Source organism: Amycolatopsis oliviviridis, from assembly GCF_014654365.1.
Lineage (GTDB): Bacteria > Actinomycetota > Actinomycetes > Mycobacteriales > Pseudonocardiaceae > Amycolatopsis > Amycolatopsis oliviviridis.
In genome coordinates, this window is sequence record NZ_BNAY01000009.1 from 207,318 (window position 1) to 223,773 (window position 16,456).

Consider the following 16,456-nt stretch of genomic DNA (forward strand, 5'->3'; position numbering starts at 1 on the left):
CCACGCGAAGGGAACCGCCCGTGGCCGACCCGCCCGGCACGATCGTGCCGCCCGCCCCGCCGAAACCGCCCGCCCCGCCGAAACCGCCCGCCCCGCGGGCCATGGACAACTACTCCGCCAAGGTCGCGGATGCCTTCCATGCCAAGGAAAGGGAATTCTTCGGCACCACGCCGTTCACCCCGGACACGGTGATCAGCCTGGAGTCGGGCCGCGGCTGGTTCAAGATCGACCACTACGACCATCGCGACGAGGTCCACACCGCGGTCTTCTTCTACAACCGGGTCACCGAAGAGGTATTCGAGGTACACGGCACGATCGCCCGGTCCTATCTGGAGCTGGTGCGTGGCGTCGGCCGGACCGACGACTTCCCGATCTCGGACACGCGGCGGTTCGCCGCGGACCAGCGGCAGGAGATCTCGTACTTCAGCCGGTATTCGCTGCGCTGGGACTCCGGCACGAACGCCGTCACGAAGAAGTTCTACGAGCCGTACGACTCCGCCTCACCGGGACCGAACCCCCACGAATTCGACCCGGTGAAGGACGACACGCTCGTGGCCTGCTCGGAGGAGTACGCGATCGCCTCGGAAAGCCTCGTGTTCACCAACTGGAAAGGCGTCGCGGACCTCGAGAAGTACAACAGTTCGATCGGTGTCCGCTCGGTCGGGAGACCGACGCAGGTCCTCCTCCACGAGACCGGGGACTTCGTCGGGATGAGCATCGCGGGCGCGCAGAAGGACGGGAACACCTTCCTGGTGCCGCATTTCTGCGTCAACAACCTGGACGCCGCAGGCCGGGGAAGGGTCATCCAGTTCTGCGACATCGCCGATCACACCGCGCACGGCGGGCAGGCGAATTCCAGGTCGGTGGGGATCGAATTCGCGAACGCCCCGTTCGCCGTGGGCTCGCGGGTCGATCCGAAGGGCACTGACGAAGGTCTTTATGTGACGGACAAGCTCGGTTTCGGAATGGGTCCGGTGATGATCCCCCTCGATTTCTCGACCGAGACGAAAGGCGGCTTCGTCGAAGTCAAGATGAAGAAGACCCGGCTGGCCAACCTGGCGAGACTCAAGGAAGGAGTCGGCAAGGACAAGAAGAAGGTCGTCGAGGAGAGCGATGACGACGTCCTGATCAAGTTCGCTCGCCCTGGCAAATTCGAGGCTCTCGCGGACCTTGTCCGCACCTTGGTCGAGAAGCGGCTGGTGAAGGGGATCGACGACCTGGCCAAGGAGGAGTACTGGAAACCGGTCGTCCGGGTGGACGGCAAGGCGTTCCTGCTCGTCTTCTACGGTTGCGCGAGGGCGCCGGACGGCCTTCTGCACTACTTCTTCGACGGTCATGGGCCCGGCTTCCTGAGTCACCTGACACTCGGTACCGGCACGGTCAAAGACCACGTCGACGGCTCGCTGCAGATGCTCTACCTCTACCTGAAGTTCGTGCGGAAGGTTTCGGCCGCCGCCATTCCCGGGTTGATGATCGAGCTGCTCGGACGTCCCGCGAAACCGATCAAACTGAAGAGCCTGTGGGTTCAGCAGGGTGATTTCTTCAGCACGCCGAAGCAGCCGCTCGAAAAATCTTTCGGCAATATCGTCGAACTCGACGACGAGCTGATCGGCGCCGCCGCCAAATCCAGTAAGTGACGATTAATTTCGCCAGTGAGCAGGGGAGCGAAAGTGCCCAAACCGCCTACCAATCTCAACAACTACCGGGGAATCCTTCCGTATTCGAGCGAGATCTTCGGGATCTATCAGCCGCTGCTCGGCTGGAAGTCCGCGCGGATCGGCGCCAGGGTCGAACAGGCGGCGCTGGTGCGGTCGGCCGCCTTGCTGAACAACGTCGGTGATCGCGTCGCGCCCGTGGTGGAGGCGAAGTTCACGCCGGCCGAGCGCAAGGTGGAGGTCACCAAACTGGACGCGGGGAGCGTGAACGCCGGCACCGCGCTGTCCGGGATCGTCACCGCCGCGGTGCGCGGAACGCTCCCGCCGAAGGCGGAGTACACCCCGGCGATCTGGTCGCAGGTGCTCTCGCCGGACAGGCTGCGCGCCACGCTCGACGGCCCGGTCAAACAACGCGCGGTGGCGCTGTACACCGAGCTGACCACGCCGTCGGGCCCGCACATCATGGACACCGGGTCGGCCGAGAAGGCCACCCGCGCGCTGCTGAACCGGGAGTCCCAGGTCACCGGTCTGCTGACCCAGCTCCGTGATCGCGAGCTGCACGACCAGCTGAAGCACATGTTCTACGACTCGCTCGCCAGCCCGGTCGACCCGTTGTGGTCGGGGCTGACCGGCGCGGACCCGTTCGAAACGCTCGACCCGACCAGCCAGCTCGACCGGGTCGGCCTGTCACCGGTCGGCCTCGCGCACCTGTTCCGGCAGTACTTCTCTGAATTCGACACCTTCCTCGGCCAGCCGGTCGGGCATGTCTGGGTGGCACCGGGGTCGACCGTCGAGCTGATCGAGGTGCACACCCGGCGGCTGCTGCAGGAGGAAACCCTCGAACGAAGCACCGAATCGACCGTCCGGGTGGAGAAGGCGGTCGCGCTGCAGGACGAACTGTCCGACGCGGTCAAGGAGGACAACCGGTCGGGCACGAAGTTCGGCGCGAACGTCGCGGCCAACCAGCACTGGGGCTGGGGCAGCGCGGACGAATCCGCCAGTTTCAGCCTGGAGAACACCCAGCAGCGCGCCCGCGAGCAGATCCACACGATCAAACGTGACCAGTCCGAGAAACTGACCACCGAGATCAAGCAGAACTTCAAGAGCACCTTCCGCACGGTCACCGAGACCACGGACACCTCGACGAAGCGGTACGTGCTGACGAACACCAGTGACGATCTGGTCAACTACGAGCTGCGCCGCAAGATGCGCCAGGTCGGCGTCCAGGTGCAGGACATCGGCAGCTATCTGTGCTGGCAGACCTATGTGGACGATCCGGCCGAGGAGATCGGGCTGGCGAAGATGGTCCACGTCGGCGCGCCGCCGGATCTGTCGAAGGTGGTCCAGCCGGAGATGATCGTGCCGCCGCAGCCGTTCTCGTCCGACTCCGACCTGACGATCCCGTTCCTGTCCAACGACGGCGCGGCCAAGGACGACACCTTCGAGCACGGCTCGGAGACCAGCCTCGGCCTGTTCGACGGGACGAACCACATCGTCGCCGACTTCCCGCAGGGCCCGTACCGCTGCCCGCAGCCGGGCTTCAAGCTGACGGCGGTGAGCCTCGATCCGCAGGGAGCCGACGCGAAGCTGTCCGTGCGGGAGATCGCGGAATCGCCGTCGGGTTCCGGGGACTGGAAGTTCACCGTCCATCTCGACCACGTGAACTTCAACGACCGCGACAGCCTGCCGGTCAAGGCCAAACTGGGCTGGACGCCCGTCTTCGACCAGAAGGTGATCGACGCCGAGAACGCCAAACGGATCGCGCTGTTCACCGAACGGGAGCGGGACGCGGCGCAGCAGGCGTTCGTCGGGGCGGCGCGGGACCGGATCAAACTGGCGAGCCGGATCACCAAGCGGAAGTTCGAAGACCTCCGGGAGGAGGAGCGGATCGTCGTCTACCGCAAGCTGATCCAGGAGATGCTGACCCCCAAGACACTCGTCCCGCAGCCGGACAAGCACACCCAGCACGTCGTGGCCGAGCTGATCGATTCGATCTTCGACGTCGACAAGATGCTCTACTTCGTGGCACCGGAGTGGTGGCGGCCCCGGCTGCACCGCGCCCACCAGCAGCTCGGTTCGACCCAGCCCGTCTCCGATCCGAACGGGCAGAAGATCGAGTACCACAACGGGATTCCTCGCGAATCCATCGGTGCCTGGGGTGAGGCCGACAGCCGCGAGGACAGCTACTACATCACCGAGGAGTCCGAGCCGGCCCGGCTCGGCAGCTCACTCGGCTGGCTCTTGCAGCTCGACGGGGACGACCAGCGCAACGCCTTCCTCAACGCGCCGTGGGTCAAGGCGGTCATGCCGATCCGGCCCGGCAAGGAGAAGGCGGCGCTGAACTGGCTCAAACACGTCGAGGGCACGGGAACCATCGGCGAGAACGACCTCTACCTCGGGCCGGAACCCGAGTGGCGCGGCAAGACGGTGTTCGAGGTGCTCGCCATCCTCGCCGCCCGTGTCGCCGCCAAACACCGCGAAGGGATCACGACGAAGGGCTTCACCGACCCGCTCGACGATCGCTCCACCGTGCGGGCGACCCCGGTGGACCGGGTCTACGAGCACGGCTTCAACCCGCTCCCGAACGGTTTCCGCTCGAATGCGACCGAGAACTTCGAGCTCTTCGACCAGTGGGTGGAGATCCTGCCGACCGACCAGGTCGTGGCCGTTCCGGTGCGCTACGACCCGAAGACCGGCAGGCAGATCTGAAACGCGGTTTCCCGCCCCGGCGGCCACCGGGGCGGGAAACCGTCTTGTTCAAACGGATTCGGGTTCTTTGCTCACCGGTTCGGCGAGCGGGTCCGGAGTGCTGTGCCGCAGCGACAGCAGCCCGCCCACGACGAGCGTGATCACCACGCCGCACAGCGTGTACCAGGGCCAGGCCAGCGCCACCGTGTTCCCCGACGCCTTGCTGAAGTCGACGCCGATCAGGCTGCCGTCCGGTTTGTTGAACTTGACGCCGAGGATGATGAACGCCATCACGACCACCGTCGACACGAACGCCACGATCGCGTCCGCCTGCCTGGCCCGTTTGATCAGCAGCCCCAAGAGGAACGCGCCGAGCAGCGCGCCATAGGTGTAGCCGGTGATGCCCAGCGCCTGCACCACGATCGGGTCGGCCGAGGTCTTGTTGGAGGAGGCGAAGAAACCCGCGCACAGGATCAGCGCGCCCGCCCAGATGATCGTCCAGATCCGGCCGTGCTTCAGCCGTTGGGCTTCCGGCAGTTCCCGGCCGATCACCCGTTCGTAGACGTCGGTCACCGTCGACGAGGCCAGCGCGCCGAGCGACGAACTCAGTGCGGCGGCGAGGATTCCGGCGATCACGAAGCCCGAAAGCCCGCTCGGCAGGTCGTTCACGATGAAGTTCGCGAACAGCTCGTCCTTGTTGGCCAGCCCCAGGCCTTCCGGCTTCGGCTTGGTCGGGGTGAGGCCGTTGTACAGCGCCCACAGCAGCACGCCGATGAACAGGAACAGCGCGAACTGCAGGAAGACCACGAAACCGCTGGCGACCAAGGCCTTCCGCGCGGCGCGCAGGTCGTTGGTGGCCTGCAGGCGCTGCACGATCAGCTGGTCCGAGCCGTGCGACGCCATCGAGAGCACCGCGCCGCCGATCACCGCGGTGAGGAGCGCGTACTGCCCGGTGAGCATGTTCGAGGAGAGGTCGAGGATCTGGAACTTGTTGGCGTCGAAGGCTTTTCCGAACCAGCCGTCCGGAAGCCTGCCGGAGATCACCCAGATCACCACGACCGCGCCGAGGACGTACCAGAGCATCTGGATCGCGTCGACCCAGACGACCGCGCGGACCCCGCCGAAGAAGCTGTAGAGCACCATCGCGATGCCCAGCCCGACCACGATGGTCCAGTACGAGACGTTGAGGCCGTAGGCCGCCATCACCACCTTGATCGGGATCGCGGTGGCGAACAGCCGGATGCCGTCGGCCAGCGTCCGGGTGAGCAGGAAGGTCACCGACGCGGTGCCCTGCAGCCCGCTCCCGAACCGCTTGCCCAGGAAGGCGTACGCGGTGACCAGGTTGCCCGCCACGTAACGCGGCAGCAGCACCATCGACACCACGATCCGGCCCACGATGTAGCCGATGGCCAGCGCGAGATAGGTCATCCCGCCTTCGCCGGGGGTGGCGATGTAGGCCACCGTCGGCACGGAAAGCACGGTGAGGGTCGACGTCTCCGCGGAGACGACCGAAAGGCAGGCCACCCACCAGGAGATCTTGCCTTCACCGACGAAATAGTCGGAACCGGATTTCTGTTTGCCGCCGATCCAGACGCCCAGCAAGGGCATGCCGACCAGAAAAAGCCCGATGATCGCGAGGTCAAGTGCGCGCATCCGTATCTCCTATCGCTCGCCGGTCGTCGCCGCCACCCGTAGCCGGGTCACGGTCGATCCATGAGGGGCGGGCAGCCGCAGGGGACCCGCGCCCGGGGTGATGCTGCCGAGCAGGCGGCCGCCCCGGGCCCCGGTCGCCGACGGGAGATTCCCCGGGACGCCGGACCAGGTCAGCCAGCCGAGCAGAATGGTCAGGTATGCCTCTTTGCCCGCGCGCGGCAGCCCGTGGTCGTCGCTGGTCTTCAGCGCGGCGCCGGGCAGGTTCCTGGCGAGCGCGGCCATCAGCGCCGGGTTGTCCGCGCCGCCACCGGAGACGATCACCGTCGCGATGGCGTGGCGACGGCATTCCGCGGCGATGGTCACCGCGGTCAGTTCGGTCAGCGTCGCGAGGAGATCCTCCGCGCCGACCGGCGGGAGTCCGTCGAGCGCCCGGTCGAGGTACGCGCCGTGGAACAGTTCCTTGCCGGTCGACTTCGGCGGCGCGGCCGCGTAATACGGGTCGAGCAGCAGTTTCGCCAGCAGGTCGGGCCGGACGGCGCCGCGGATGGCGAGCGCGCCGCCGATGTCCGCGCGCCTGCCGGTGGCCCGGTGCGCGGCGATGTCCATCAGGGCGTTGCCGGGTCCGGTGTCGTAGGCGAGCACTTCACCGTCCGCCGGGACGACGGTGATGTTCGCGATCCCGCCGATGTTGAGCGCAGCGACCGGGCCGAGCGCGGCCATTTCCCGTAGCCACAAGGCGTCCAGCGTGCTGGCGAGCGGTGCGCCGTGCCCGCTGGCGGCGACGTCGCGCACGCGGAGGTCGGCCACGACGGGCAGTCCGGTGCGCTCGGCGATCCACGCCGGGTTGCCCAGTTGCAGCGTGCCGCGAGCGGCCCCGTCTTCGACCCAGTGGAACACCGTCTGGCCCAGCGAAGCGACGACGTCCGCGTCACCGCCGGCCAGTTCCTCGACGCCTCGCGCGGCCGCCTCGCCGAAGGCCTGTCCCACCAGGGTGTCGAGTTTCGTGAGCTGTTCGGCGGTGCAGGGATTCGGCGGCAAGGCGTCGAGCAACGCCTCACGAAGCGCTTCGGGATACGGGATTTCGAGTTTGCCGAGCGGGGAAAGCACCACCGTGTCCCCGTCGGCACGCAGTTCGGCGGCCGCCACGTCGATCCCGTCGATCGACGTGCCGGAGATGAGCCCGATCACCCGGACCCCAGTGCCGGAGAAAACCGTCATTCGGAGTGGTCTAGCCGTCTCTCCGGAGACCGCGCAAGCGAGACCGTTTCTTCTTGTCCGAAATGAGTCCTATCCAGTGGGTGTCTGACAAGATCGGCTTCCTTCCCGTGGGGTGTCTACGTCAGGCCGTGCGCGGATGCGAGGATTGACGCCGTGTCGAGCACCCCCTGGTTCTGGATCGTTGTCGTTGCCGTCGTGGTACTGGTCGCCGTCCTGGTGGCCGGGCTGCTCATCGCGCGCCGCCGCCGGATCAGCCTGGACGAGTCCAAGGCTGCCGACGTCGTCGAGAAGCCGAAGGGCGGCGGATACACCGCGACAGGCGGGATCGCGCTCGCTCCGGGCGGTGAGAAGACCGAAGAGGCCGAAGAGCCGGAGCATCCTGTCGAGGATCGTCCGGAGACCGACGGCCAGCCCGCCGTCGGGGACGACGCGTCGGTGCCGAGGGATTCCGCGCAGCGCACGGTGCGCGACGTCGAACTCCCCGAACCGGCCGAGCCCGCCGAGACCCCGGCGCCCGAACCCGCTCCCGCGGAAGAGATCGCCCCGGCATCCGGGCGCCTGGAGCGGCTGCGCGGCAGGCTGGGCAAGTCGCGTTCGGTGTTCGGGCAGAGCCTGCTCGGCCTGCTGGGCGCCGGTGACCTGGACGAGGATTCCTGGCAGGACGTCGAAGACACGCTGCTCATGGCGGACCTCGGCGCCGCGACGACCACCGAGATCGTCGAGCGCCTTCGCGAGGAACTGAAGCGCCGCGCCGTGCGGACGTCCGAAGACGCTCGCGCGGTGCTGCAGGAGGTGCTGACCTCCGCCCTGTCGACCGACGCGGTCCGGGCCGTCCGCGCGCTGCCGCACACCGTCGACGGCGTGAAGCAGCCCGCCGTCGTCCTGGTCGCCGGGGTCAACGGCACCGGCAAGACGACCACCACCGGCAAACTCGCCCGGGTGCTCGTGGCGCAGGGGAGCACCGTCGTGCTCGGCGCGGCCGACACCTTCCGCGCCGCCGCGGCGGACCAGCTGCAGACCTGGGCCGAGCGGGTGGGCGCCGAGGTCGTGCGCGGCAAGGAAGGCGCGGACCCGGCGGCGGTTGCCTTCGACGCCGTCAAACGCGGCAGCGAGGCGGGCGTGGACGCGGTCCTGGTCGACACCGCCGGCCGTCTGCACACCAAGACCGGCCTGATGGACGAGCTGGGCAAGGTCAAGCGAGTCGTCGAGAAGCAGGCGAAGGTCGACGAGGTGCTACTGGTGCTCGACGCCACCACCGGGCAGAACGGGCTGATGCAGGCCCGCGTGTTCTCGGAGGTCATCGACGTCACCGGCATCGTCCTGACCAAACTGGACGGCACCGCGAAGGGCGGCATCGTCTTCCAGGTGCAGCGGGAACTCGGGGTTCCGGTCAAGCTGGTCGGCCTCGGTGAGGGGCCGGACGACCTGGCACCTTTCGAGCCGGGCGCCTTCGTCGAAGCTCTGCTGAGCAACTAGCAAGCGACATGAAAGGCCCCTTCATCGCAAATTTTGCAATGAAGGGGCCTTTCATGTCATGTCGTCAGGCCGTGACAGGGACGTTCGCATCGGTCGAGTCCGGAGCGGTCTTCTTGTCCCGCATCACCAGGAAGGCGACCACCGCCGCGGCCAGCACGCCCACCGCGCTCACCAGGAACGTCGTCGACATCGCCGAGGTGAACGACTCGCGGGCCGCCGCGATGACACCGCCGTCACCGGTGGCGAAGGCGTCGCCGATCGAAAGCCGCGCCTGAGCCGGGGCGGACGCGGGCATCTGCGAGGTGAACAGGCTCGACACGACGCTGCCCAGGATCGCGATGCCGAGCGCGGCGCCCAGCTGCTGGATGGTGTCGTTGAGCGCGGAACCGACACCGGCCTGCTCCTCCGGGACCTCGCCCATCAGCGCCGAGATCGCCGCCGGCATCGCCAGTCCGCCGCCCGCGCCGAGAAGGAACAGCGCGATCGCCGGCATCAGGAAGCCCGAAGTCACCGAAAGCGTCGCGAGCATGCCGAACCCGCCCGACATCACGATCATCCCGACCGTGGCCAGCGCGCGGTTGCCGATCTTCTGGCCCAGCGTGGCACCGAGGGTGTTGCAGAGCAGCGACGCGACGGCCATCGGGATGAACGCGAGTCCCGCCTGGGTCGGGGTGTAGCCGAGCACGAACTGCAGGTACTGGGTCAGGAGCAGCAGCAGGCCGCCGTTGCCGATCTGCACCAGCGTGAGCGACAGGCTGCCGCCGCTGAAGTTGCGCTTGCCGAACAGTTTGAGCGGGACCATCGGCGACGGCGTGTGCCGCTCCCAGAACACGAACCCGGTCAGGCTCACCACCGCGATCGCCAGCGGGATCAGCGTCCCGGCTTCGGCGAAGCCGTGCTTGGGCAGTTCGATGATCGTCCAGACCAGCGCGACCATGCCGACCGCGGAGAGGATCGCGCCGAGCGGGTCGGGTTTCTGCCACGGGCCCTTCGACTCCGGCATCAGCGTGAACGCGGCGAGCACGGCGATGACGACGATCGGCACGTTGATCAGGAAGACCGCGCCCCACCAGAACCACGCGATCAGCACCCCGCCCAGCACCGGGCCGCCGATCAGGCCGATCATCGCGACCGCGCTCCACGCCGCCATCGCCTTGCGGCGCTCTTCGTCGTCGAAGACGGTGATCAGGATCGACAGGGTGCTCGGCATGATCAGCGCGCCGCCGACGCCCATCACCGCGCGGGACGCGATCAGTTCGAGTGGATTCGCGGCGAACGCGGCGACGAGTGAGGCCACTCCGAACAGGAGGAGGCCGATGACCATCACTTTCCGGCGGCCGAACCGGTCCCCGAGACTTCCCGAGGTGAGCAGCAGGCCGGCGAACACCAGGATGTAGGAGTCCAGGATCCACTGCGTGTCCTGGGCGCTCGCCCCGAGGTCTTCGGCCAGCGGCGGCACGGCGACCGTCAGCACCATGTTGTCCACGACCAGTACGAGCGTGCTCAGGCACAGCACGATCAGGATCCACCAGCGGCGCGGGTCGCGCCTGTCCGGCTCGTTCATCGGGATACCCCCAGAAGTGTTTGCGTACGTTGTTCGGTTGATGCGCACACTGTACGCAGATGGAAACATTGTTCGCAAGGGGGCACGTCGTACGCTAAAGTGGACGGCATGGCAGCAACCGAGGAACAAGCGATCCAGTCGGTGTGGACGCGGCCCCGCCGCAAGCGGGACCAGCCCGCGCTGAGCCAGGCTCAGATCGTCGCCGAGGCCGTCCGGATCCTGGACGTCGAAGGCGTCGACGCGCTGAGCATGCGCAGGCTCGGCACCGCGCTGAACGCGGGCGCGACCTCGCTCTACCGCCACGTGGCCAACCGCGACGAACTGATCGAGCTGGTCGTCGACGAGGTCCACGGCGAGATCGCCCTGCCGGACGGCGACGATCCGGAGAGGTGGCGTGAAGCGGCCGTCATCGGGGCGCGGAGTGTCCGCGCGATGATCCTGCGGCACCCCTGGGTCGCTTCACTGCTGGGCTCGGTCGGCCTGTCTTACCTGGGGCCGAACGTCATGCGGCTCAACGAGCGGCTGCTGGCCGTCTTCGTGACCGCGGGCTTCCCCGGCGACGAGGCCGAGCAGGCGATCAGCTCGGTCATGGCGTACGTCATCGGCATGGGGACGAGCGAGGCGGCTTGGCTCACCACCATCGCGAAGAGCGGCAAAAGCGAGCGAGAGTGGGCGGAACAGCTGCGTCCCGCCGTCGAAGCGGCCGTGCGGGAGCATCCGCATCAGCGGGAGCGGATCGCCCAGGGTGACGTCGACCCGGAGCGGGTTCGCGAAGAGAAGTTCCGCTACGGGCTGGACAGGATGCTCGACGGTTTGGAGACCAGGCTCAAACGGTGACCCCGTCACGCGAAAGGGTGGAGCCGAGCGAGTTCGCGATCCGCTGGACGACGGGCGCGATCCGCTCGACGGCCTCCACCGTGAGCCGTCCCGAAGGCCCGGACACCGACACCGCCGCCGGCACCGGCGCGCCCGGGACCGCGACGGCGACGCAGCGGACGCCCAGTTCCTGCTCGGCCTCGTCGAGCGCGTAACCCTGCTCGGCGATCTTCGCCAGCTCGCGCAGGAGCGCGTCCTGGTCGGTGAAGGTGTGCTCGGTGTACGAGGGCATGCCGGTCCTGGCGAGCAGTGCCGTGACGTCGTCGGACGGCAGGTGCGCGAGCATCGCCTTCCCCACGCCGGTCCCGTGCGGCAGGAGGCGGCGGCCGACCTCGGTGAACATCCGCATCGAGTGCTTCGACGGCACCTGGGCGACGTAGACGACCTCGTCCCGCTCCAGGACGGCGAGGTTCGCGGTCTCGCCGACCTCGTCGACCAGTTCCGCCAGCAGTGGCCGGGCCCACGAGCCGAACTGCATGCTGGCGTTCTCGCCCAGCCGGATGAGCCGGGCGCCCAGCGCGTACCGGCGGTTGGTGTTCTGCCGGACGTAGCCCAGGTCCACCAGCGTCCTGATCAGCCGGTGGATGGTCGGCATCGGCAGCCCGGACAGTGTCGCCAGCTCCGAAAGACTGGCCTCCCCGCCGGTGTCCGCGAGATGTTCGAGGAGCTCGAAGGCCCGCTGAAGTGACTGGACGCCGCCATCGCGCCCGTTCTTCTCCGCTGCCACCGTGGTACTCCTAACGTCGGCGTTGATGTTCCGCTATGCAGAAACTATAGTCCGTCATGTAAAACCGTAGGGACGTTATCTTTAGCCGATCTTTTCCGACGCGGGGTGTTTCACATGTCTGACCAGATCTCAGCCCAGGTGCTCGGTGCGCCCGTCGAGCGTGGAGGCGAGATTCTCACGCCGGAGGCGCTCGCCTTCGTCGCGGGCCTGCACGAGGCCTTCGCCGCCCGTCGCGACGAGCTGCTGCAGGCCCGGGGCAAGCGCCGCGAAGAGGCCAGGAGCACCGGCAAGCTCGACTTCCTGCCCGAGACCCAGCAGGTCCGCGACGGCGACTGGAAGGTGGCCGAGGCCCCGCCCGCGCTGCGCGACCGCCGTGTCGAGATCACCGGCCCGACCGACCGCAAGATGACCATCAACGCGCTGAACTCCGGCGCGAAGGTCTGGCTCGCCGACCTCGAAGACGCGAACACGCCGCACTGGGCGAACGTCGTCTCCGGCCAGGTCAACCTGTACGACGCCGTCCGCGAGACCATCACGCTGGAAAGCGGTGGCAAGAGCTACGCGCTGAAGGACGACGTCGAGCACGCGACCATCGTGGTCCGCCCGCGCGGCTGGCACCTCGACGAGCGCGGCCTGTCCTTCGGCGGGCGCCAGGCCGTCGGCGCGCTGGTCGACTTCGGCCTCTACTTCTTCCACAACGCTCAGGAACTGCTCAACCGCGGCAAGGGCCCGTACTTCTACCTGCCGAAGATGGAGAGCCACCTCGAAGCCCGGCTCTGGAACGACGTCTTCACCCACGCGGAGAAGGCGCTCGGCATCGACCATGGCACCGTCCGCGCGACCGTGCTGATCGAGACCATCCCGGCCGCGTTCGAGATGGAGGAGATCCTCTACGAACTGCGCGAGCACGCCTCCGGCCTCAACGCCGGCCGCTGGGACTACCTGTTCAGCGTCATCAAGTACTTCCGCGACGCGGGCGAGAAGTTCGTGCTGCCGGACCGCAACTCGGTCACCATGACCGCGCCGTTCATGCGCGCGTACACCGAACTGCTGGTGCGCACCTGCCACAAGCGGGGCGCGTTCGCGATCGGCGGCATGGCCGCGTTCATCCCGAACCGCAAGGACCCCGACGTCACCGCCGCCGCGCTCGACAAGGTCCGCGCGGACAAGAGCCGTGAGGCAGGCGACGGCTTCGACGGTTCCTGGGTCGCGCACCCGGGCATGGTGGACATCTGCCGCGAGGAGTTCGACAAGGTCCTCGGCGACAAGCCGAACCAGCTCGACCGGACCCGCGACGAGGTGTCCGTCACCGCCGACCAGCTGCTCGACGCGGCTTCCACGCCGGGCGCAGCCACCGCGGCCGGTCTGCGCGCCGCCGTCGACGTCGGCATCCGCTACCTCGCCTCCTGGCTGGGCGGGAACGGCGCGGCCGCCATCCACAACCTGATGGAGGACGCGGCCACCGCGGAGATCTCGCGGTCGCAGGTGTGGCAGTGGGTGCGCAACGGCACGCGGCTCGACACCGGCGACAAGGTGACCGAGGAGCTCGTGCGCGGCGTGCTGGCCGAGGTCCGCGGGGAACTCGCCGCGGAGATCAAGCCGGAGCTGCTGGAGCCCGCCGTCGAACTGTTCGAGCAGGTCGCGCTCGCCGACGAGTTCCCGGACTTCCTGACCCTGCCCGCCTACGAACGGATCAAGTAGACAGATGGGGAACGGGCGGCTCACCGAGGACGTCTACACCGCCGCTGACGCGCGCCTCGCCGAGGCGGACGCGCGCGTCGCGGCCAAATATCCCGGCGAGCCGCCCGGCCGCCAGCCCGTGCACACCGTGTACGTGCCCGCGTCGCGCTTCAAGACGCGGCTCGTGGCGGACTGGGGCAAGCAGGCCCTGCGGGTCTTCGGTGAACACGCCGATCAGCTCGGCCTGGACGCGGACATCGCCGACCGGGTCCGGACCAAACTCCTGACCGAGCCGATCGAAGATCTGCGGATCGACTTCGAGGACGGCCTCGGCAGGCCGGGCGACGACGAGGAGGACGCCACCGCGCTCGCCGCGGGGCGGACCCTCGCCGTCACCGGCGGGACGCCGTTCGTCGGCATCCGGTTCAAGAGCTTCGAGCAGGCGACCCGGCGCCGCGGCATTCGTACCCTCGATCTCTTCCTGGCGGGCCTGCTGGAAAGCGGGCCGCTGCCGGAAGGTTTCGTCGTCACGCTGCCGAAGGTGACCGCCGTCGAGCAGGTCGAAGTGGCGGCGGATGTCCTGGAGCGTCTCGAATCCGCGTACGGCCTGCCCGAAGGTGCCTTGCGGTTCGAAGTCCAGATCGAAACATCTCAGTCCATTGTGGACGTCAACGGGACGGTGGCGGTGCCCCGGATCATCGAAGCCGCGCGCGGCCGGTGTTCGGGACTGCACTACGGGACTTACGACTACAGCGCCGGTCTCGGGATCAGCGCCGAATACCAGAGCATGGAACACCCGGCCGCCGATTTCGCCAAGCAGCTCATGCAGGTCTCGGCCGCCGGCACCGGTGTCCGCCTCTCGGACGGCTCTACCAACAAACTGCCCGTCGGCGACGCGATCCTCCCTGCCTGGCGCGAACACCTGCGGCTGGTACGGCGTTCCCTGGAGAACGGCTTCTACCAGGGCTGGGATCTGCATCCGCACCAGCTGCCGACCCGGTTCGCGGCGACGTACGCGTTCTTCCGCGAGGGATTCCCGGCGGCGCTGAGCCGGTTGCGGGACTACGCGGACCAGACCGGACGCGGGGTGCTGGACGAGCCCGCGACGGCGCAGGCGCTGGCGAGTTTCCTGGTGCGGGGCTTGGATTGTGGAGCGGTGGACGAGGGGGAGCTCTCGTTCTCGCGGTCCGAATTGGACGGTTACGCGCGACGGACCTTGTGATAATCGGCGAGCACGTCGTCGAGTGAGCCGTGTGCGCGGATCCGTCCCTCGTCCATCCAGAGGGCGGTGGTGCACAGTTCCCGCAGCAGTTCGTCGGAGTGCGACGCGAACACCAGCACGCCCGAGCGACGGGCGAGGTCGACCAGCCGTTCGCGTGCCTTGGCGAGGAACGCGGCGTCGATCGCGCCGAGTCCCTCGTCGAGGATGAGGATCTCGGGGTCGATGGTGGTCACCACGCCGAGTGCGAGCCGCACCCGCATGCCGGCGGAGTAGGTGCGCAAGGGCAGGTGGAGGTAGTCGCCGAGTTCGGTGAACTCCGCGATGTCGTCGACGCGTTTCGTCATCTGCTTGCGGGACATCCCGAGGAACAGGCCCCGGATCAGGATGTTCTCGTGGCCCGAGACCTCGGGATCCAAGCCCACGCCGAGGTCGAACACCGGCGCGATCCTGCCGGTGACCCGCGCGGTGCCCCGGGTCGGTTCGTAGATGCCGGACAGCAGGCGCAGGAGTGTGGACTTCCCGGCGCCGTTGTGGCCGACCAGGCCGACCCGGTCGCCCTCGCCCAAGGACAGGGAGATGTCCTGCAGGGCTTCGATGATCGGGACCTTCGCGTCGGTGCCGATCTTGCCGCCGACCTTGCCGAGCACCCGTTTCTTGAGTGACCGGGTCTTGGCGTCGAAGATCGGGAAATCGACGTAGGCGCCCGCTACCTCGATGCTCACCATGGTGCTGCCTCCTCGGCTCGACAAATGCGAACGGAAGTTATCATTCGCATCTGGGTGCGGTAACGTGCGGCCGGTGAGTCAGCCATCCGTCGATCAGGGCTTCCGCCCGCCCCAGCAGGCCCGCAGCCGGGAGTCCCTGCAGAAGGTGCTGGCCGCGGCCGAGCACGTGCTGGCGACCCAGGGCATCGAGGAGTTCACCGTCGGAGCGGTCGCCGACCAGGCGGGGATGTCGGTGGGCGCGATCTACCGCCGGTTCTCGGGGAAGAACCAGCTGCTGTACGCCGTGAAGGACCAGCTGCTCGGACAGCTGGAGACCGGTGTCGGCGAGGCGCTTCGAACGGCGGAGCCCGGGCTGGACGGGATCGTCGGCGCGTTCGTCCAGACGCTGGCGGACACCTTCGCCCGCCATGACCGGATCTTCCCGGAGTTGCTCGACAGCCAGCGCGCGGAAGGACGCGATCGTGGTCTTCAGGCGTTGGCCACGGTCCAGGGGGCTTTCGTGGATGCCGCCCGCTCCTGTGTGGAGGCGGAGCGGGAGCAGGCTGTGCGCATGGTGGCTCGGACCATCATCGGTTCCTGTGTGCACCGGGCCGCCAGCGGCCGGTTCTGGCCGGACGGCCTGAGCTGGGATGCGTGGGCCGGCGAAACGACCGGGATGGCGCTGGCTTACCTGGGTTCGGCGAGGGGGTCGTGAGTGTCGATTCGGGTTAGAGCGGACCGATATTTGCCGCCCGGCGTCGGATCTTGATCAACGGAAGATCCGGGACACTCAACGTCCCCAATCCTCCGTTGATCAAGGCGTGCCGGTCACGACCGGGTGGCAGACCCTGTGACGGGGAAGGATTCCGGACGGAACGTCCCACATCCGCCACATTCGACTGCCAGCCACCTCAGTGGGTAAGCAAATGCGAGTCGGTTAGAACCCGAATCGCCATTCGCGACCCCTTGACCAGACGGCGGGTGCGGGCCGAG

The 16,456-nt window shown here is 67.9% G+C and carries 12 protein-coding genes; 7 read left to right on the top strand and 5 right to left on the bottom strand.

Going from position 1 to position 16,456, the window contains the following annotated elements:
- The first annotated feature begins 20 nt into the window (after positions 1 to 20).
- Both IE302_RS33160 and IE302_RS33165 read left to right on the top strand, forming a co-directional pair.
- Positions 21 to 1,637: a peptidoglycan recognition protein family protein gene (locus IE302_RS33160; RefSeq protein WP_191258396.1), complete on the top strand. Its 1,617-nt coding sequence runs from the start codon at positions 21 to 23 to the stop codon at positions 1,635 to 1,637.
- A gap of 33 nt (positions 1,638 to 1,670) precedes the next feature.
- On the top strand, positions 1,671 to 4,364 hold the full coding sequence (locus IE302_RS33165; RefSeq protein WP_191258397.1) for a peptidoglycan-binding protein: 2,694 nt from the start codon (positions 1,671 to 1,673) through the stop codon (positions 4,362 to 4,364).
- A gap of 48 nt (positions 4,365 to 4,412) precedes the next feature.
- Here the strand turns inward: IE302_RS33165 and IE302_RS33170 are convergent, their stop codons facing one another.
- Together IE302_RS33170 and IE302_RS33175 are read right to left on the bottom strand one after the other, a co-directional pair.
- Positions 4,413 to 5,996, bottom strand: a complete 1,584-nt coding sequence (locus IE302_RS33170) for a sodium:solute symporter (protein WP_191258398.1) — start codon at positions 5,994 to 5,996, stop codon at positions 4,413 to 4,415.
- A gap of 9 nt (positions 5,997 to 6,005) precedes the next feature.
- Positions 6,006 to 7,214, bottom strand: a complete 1,209-nt coding sequence (locus IE302_RS33175; protein WP_191258399.1) for an anhydro-N-acetylmuramic acid kinase — start codon at positions 7,212 to 7,214, stop codon at positions 6,006 to 6,008.
- A 153-nt stretch (positions 7,215 to 7,367) separates the two neighbouring features.
- On the opposite strand from IE302_RS33175, the gene ftsY reads away from it, so the two are divergent.
- The gene (ftsY, locus tag IE302_RS33180) at positions 7,368 to 8,690 is read left to right on the top strand and encodes a signal recognition particle-docking protein FtsY (protein ID WP_191258400.1); all 1,323 of its coding nucleotides are present in this window, start codon (positions 7,368 to 7,370) and stop codon (positions 8,688 to 8,690) included.
- 64 nt (positions 8,691 to 8,754) lie between these two features.
- Here the strand turns inward: ftsY and IE302_RS33185 are convergent, their stop codons facing one another.
- Positions 8,755 to 10,254, bottom strand: a complete 1,500-nt coding sequence (locus IE302_RS33185; RefSeq protein WP_191258401.1) for an MFS transporter — start codon at positions 10,252 to 10,254, stop codon at positions 8,755 to 8,757.
- A gap of 108 nt (positions 10,255 to 10,362) precedes the next feature.
- On the opposite strand from IE302_RS33185, the gene IE302_RS33190 reads away from it, so the two are divergent.
- The gene (locus IE302_RS33190) at positions 10,363 to 11,091 is read left to right on the top strand and encodes a TetR/AcrR family transcriptional regulator C-terminal domain-containing protein (RefSeq protein WP_191258402.1); all 729 of its coding nucleotides are present in this window, start codon (positions 10,363 to 10,365) and stop codon (positions 11,089 to 11,091) included.
- Here IE302_RS33190 and IE302_RS33195 read toward each other — a convergent pair.
- Complete coding sequence (locus tag IE302_RS33195; protein ID WP_005154827.1) at positions 11,081 to 11,857, bottom strand: IclR family transcriptional regulator; 777 nt, start codon at positions 11,855 to 11,857, stop codon at positions 11,081 to 11,083. The genes IE302_RS33190 and IE302_RS33195 overlap by 11 nt on opposite strands.
- A 114-nt stretch (positions 11,858 to 11,971) precedes the next feature.
- Here IE302_RS33195 and aceB point away from each other — a divergent pair, with 114 nt between their 5' ends.
- Together aceB and IE302_RS33205 are read left to right on the top strand one after the other, a co-directional pair.
- Positions 11,972 to 13,558: a malate synthase A gene (gene aceB / locus IE302_RS33200; protein WP_191258403.1), complete on the top strand. Its 1,587-nt coding sequence runs from the start codon at positions 11,972 to 11,974 to the stop codon at positions 13,556 to 13,558.
- A 4-nt stretch (positions 13,559 to 13,562) separates the two neighbouring features.
- Entirely contained in the window at positions 13,563 to 14,759 is a 1,197-nt protein-coding gene (locus IE302_RS33205) for a DUF6986 family protein (RefSeq protein WP_191258404.1), read from the top strand.
- On the opposite strand, the gene wzt is transcribed toward IE302_RS33205, so the two are convergent.
- Positions 14,738 to 15,484, bottom strand: a complete 747-nt coding sequence (gene wzt / locus IE302_RS33210; protein ID WP_191258405.1) for a galactan export ABC transporter ATP-binding subunit Wzt/RfbE — start codon at positions 15,482 to 15,484, stop codon at positions 14,738 to 14,740. The two genes, IE302_RS33205 and wzt, sit on opposite strands and share 22 nt — an antisense overlap.
- Before the next feature lie 73 nt (positions 15,485 to 15,557).
- On the opposite strand from wzt, the gene IE302_RS33215 reads away from it, so the two are divergent.
- The gene (locus IE302_RS33215; protein ID WP_229908078.1) at positions 15,558 to 16,178 is read left to right on the top strand and encodes a TetR/AcrR family transcriptional regulator; all 621 of its coding nucleotides are present in this window, start codon (positions 15,558 to 15,560) and stop codon (positions 16,176 to 16,178) included.
- Positions 16,179 to 16,456 lie beyond the last annotated feature (278 nt).

Coding starts and splice junctions, on each gene's coding strand:
- IE302_RS33205 (WP_191258404.1), top strand. CDS start 13,563: ATGGGGAACGGGCGGCTCACCGAGGACGTCTACACCGCCGCTGACGCG.
- aceB (WP_191258403.1), top strand. CDS start 11,972: ATGTCTGACCAGATCTCAGCCCAGGTGCTCGGTGCGCCCGTCGAGCGT.
- IE302_RS33190 (WP_191258402.1), top strand. CDS start 10,363: ATGGCAGCAACCGAGGAACAAGCGATCCAGTCGGTGTGGACGCGGCCC.
- wzt (WP_191258405.1), bottom strand. CDS start 15,484: ATGGTGAGCATCGAGGTAGCGGGCGCCTACGTCGATTTCCCGATCTTC.
- IE302_RS33175 (WP_191258399.1), bottom strand. CDS start 7,214: ATGACGGTTTTCTCCGGCACTGGGGTCCGGGTGATCGGGCTCATCTCC.
- IE302_RS33170 (WP_191258398.1), bottom strand. CDS start 5,996: ATGCGCGCACTTGACCTCGCGATCATCGGGCTTTTTCTGGTCGGCATG.
- IE302_RS33185 (WP_191258401.1), bottom strand. CDS start 10,254: ATGAACGAGCCGGACAGGCGCGACCCGCGCCGCTGGTGGATCCTGATC.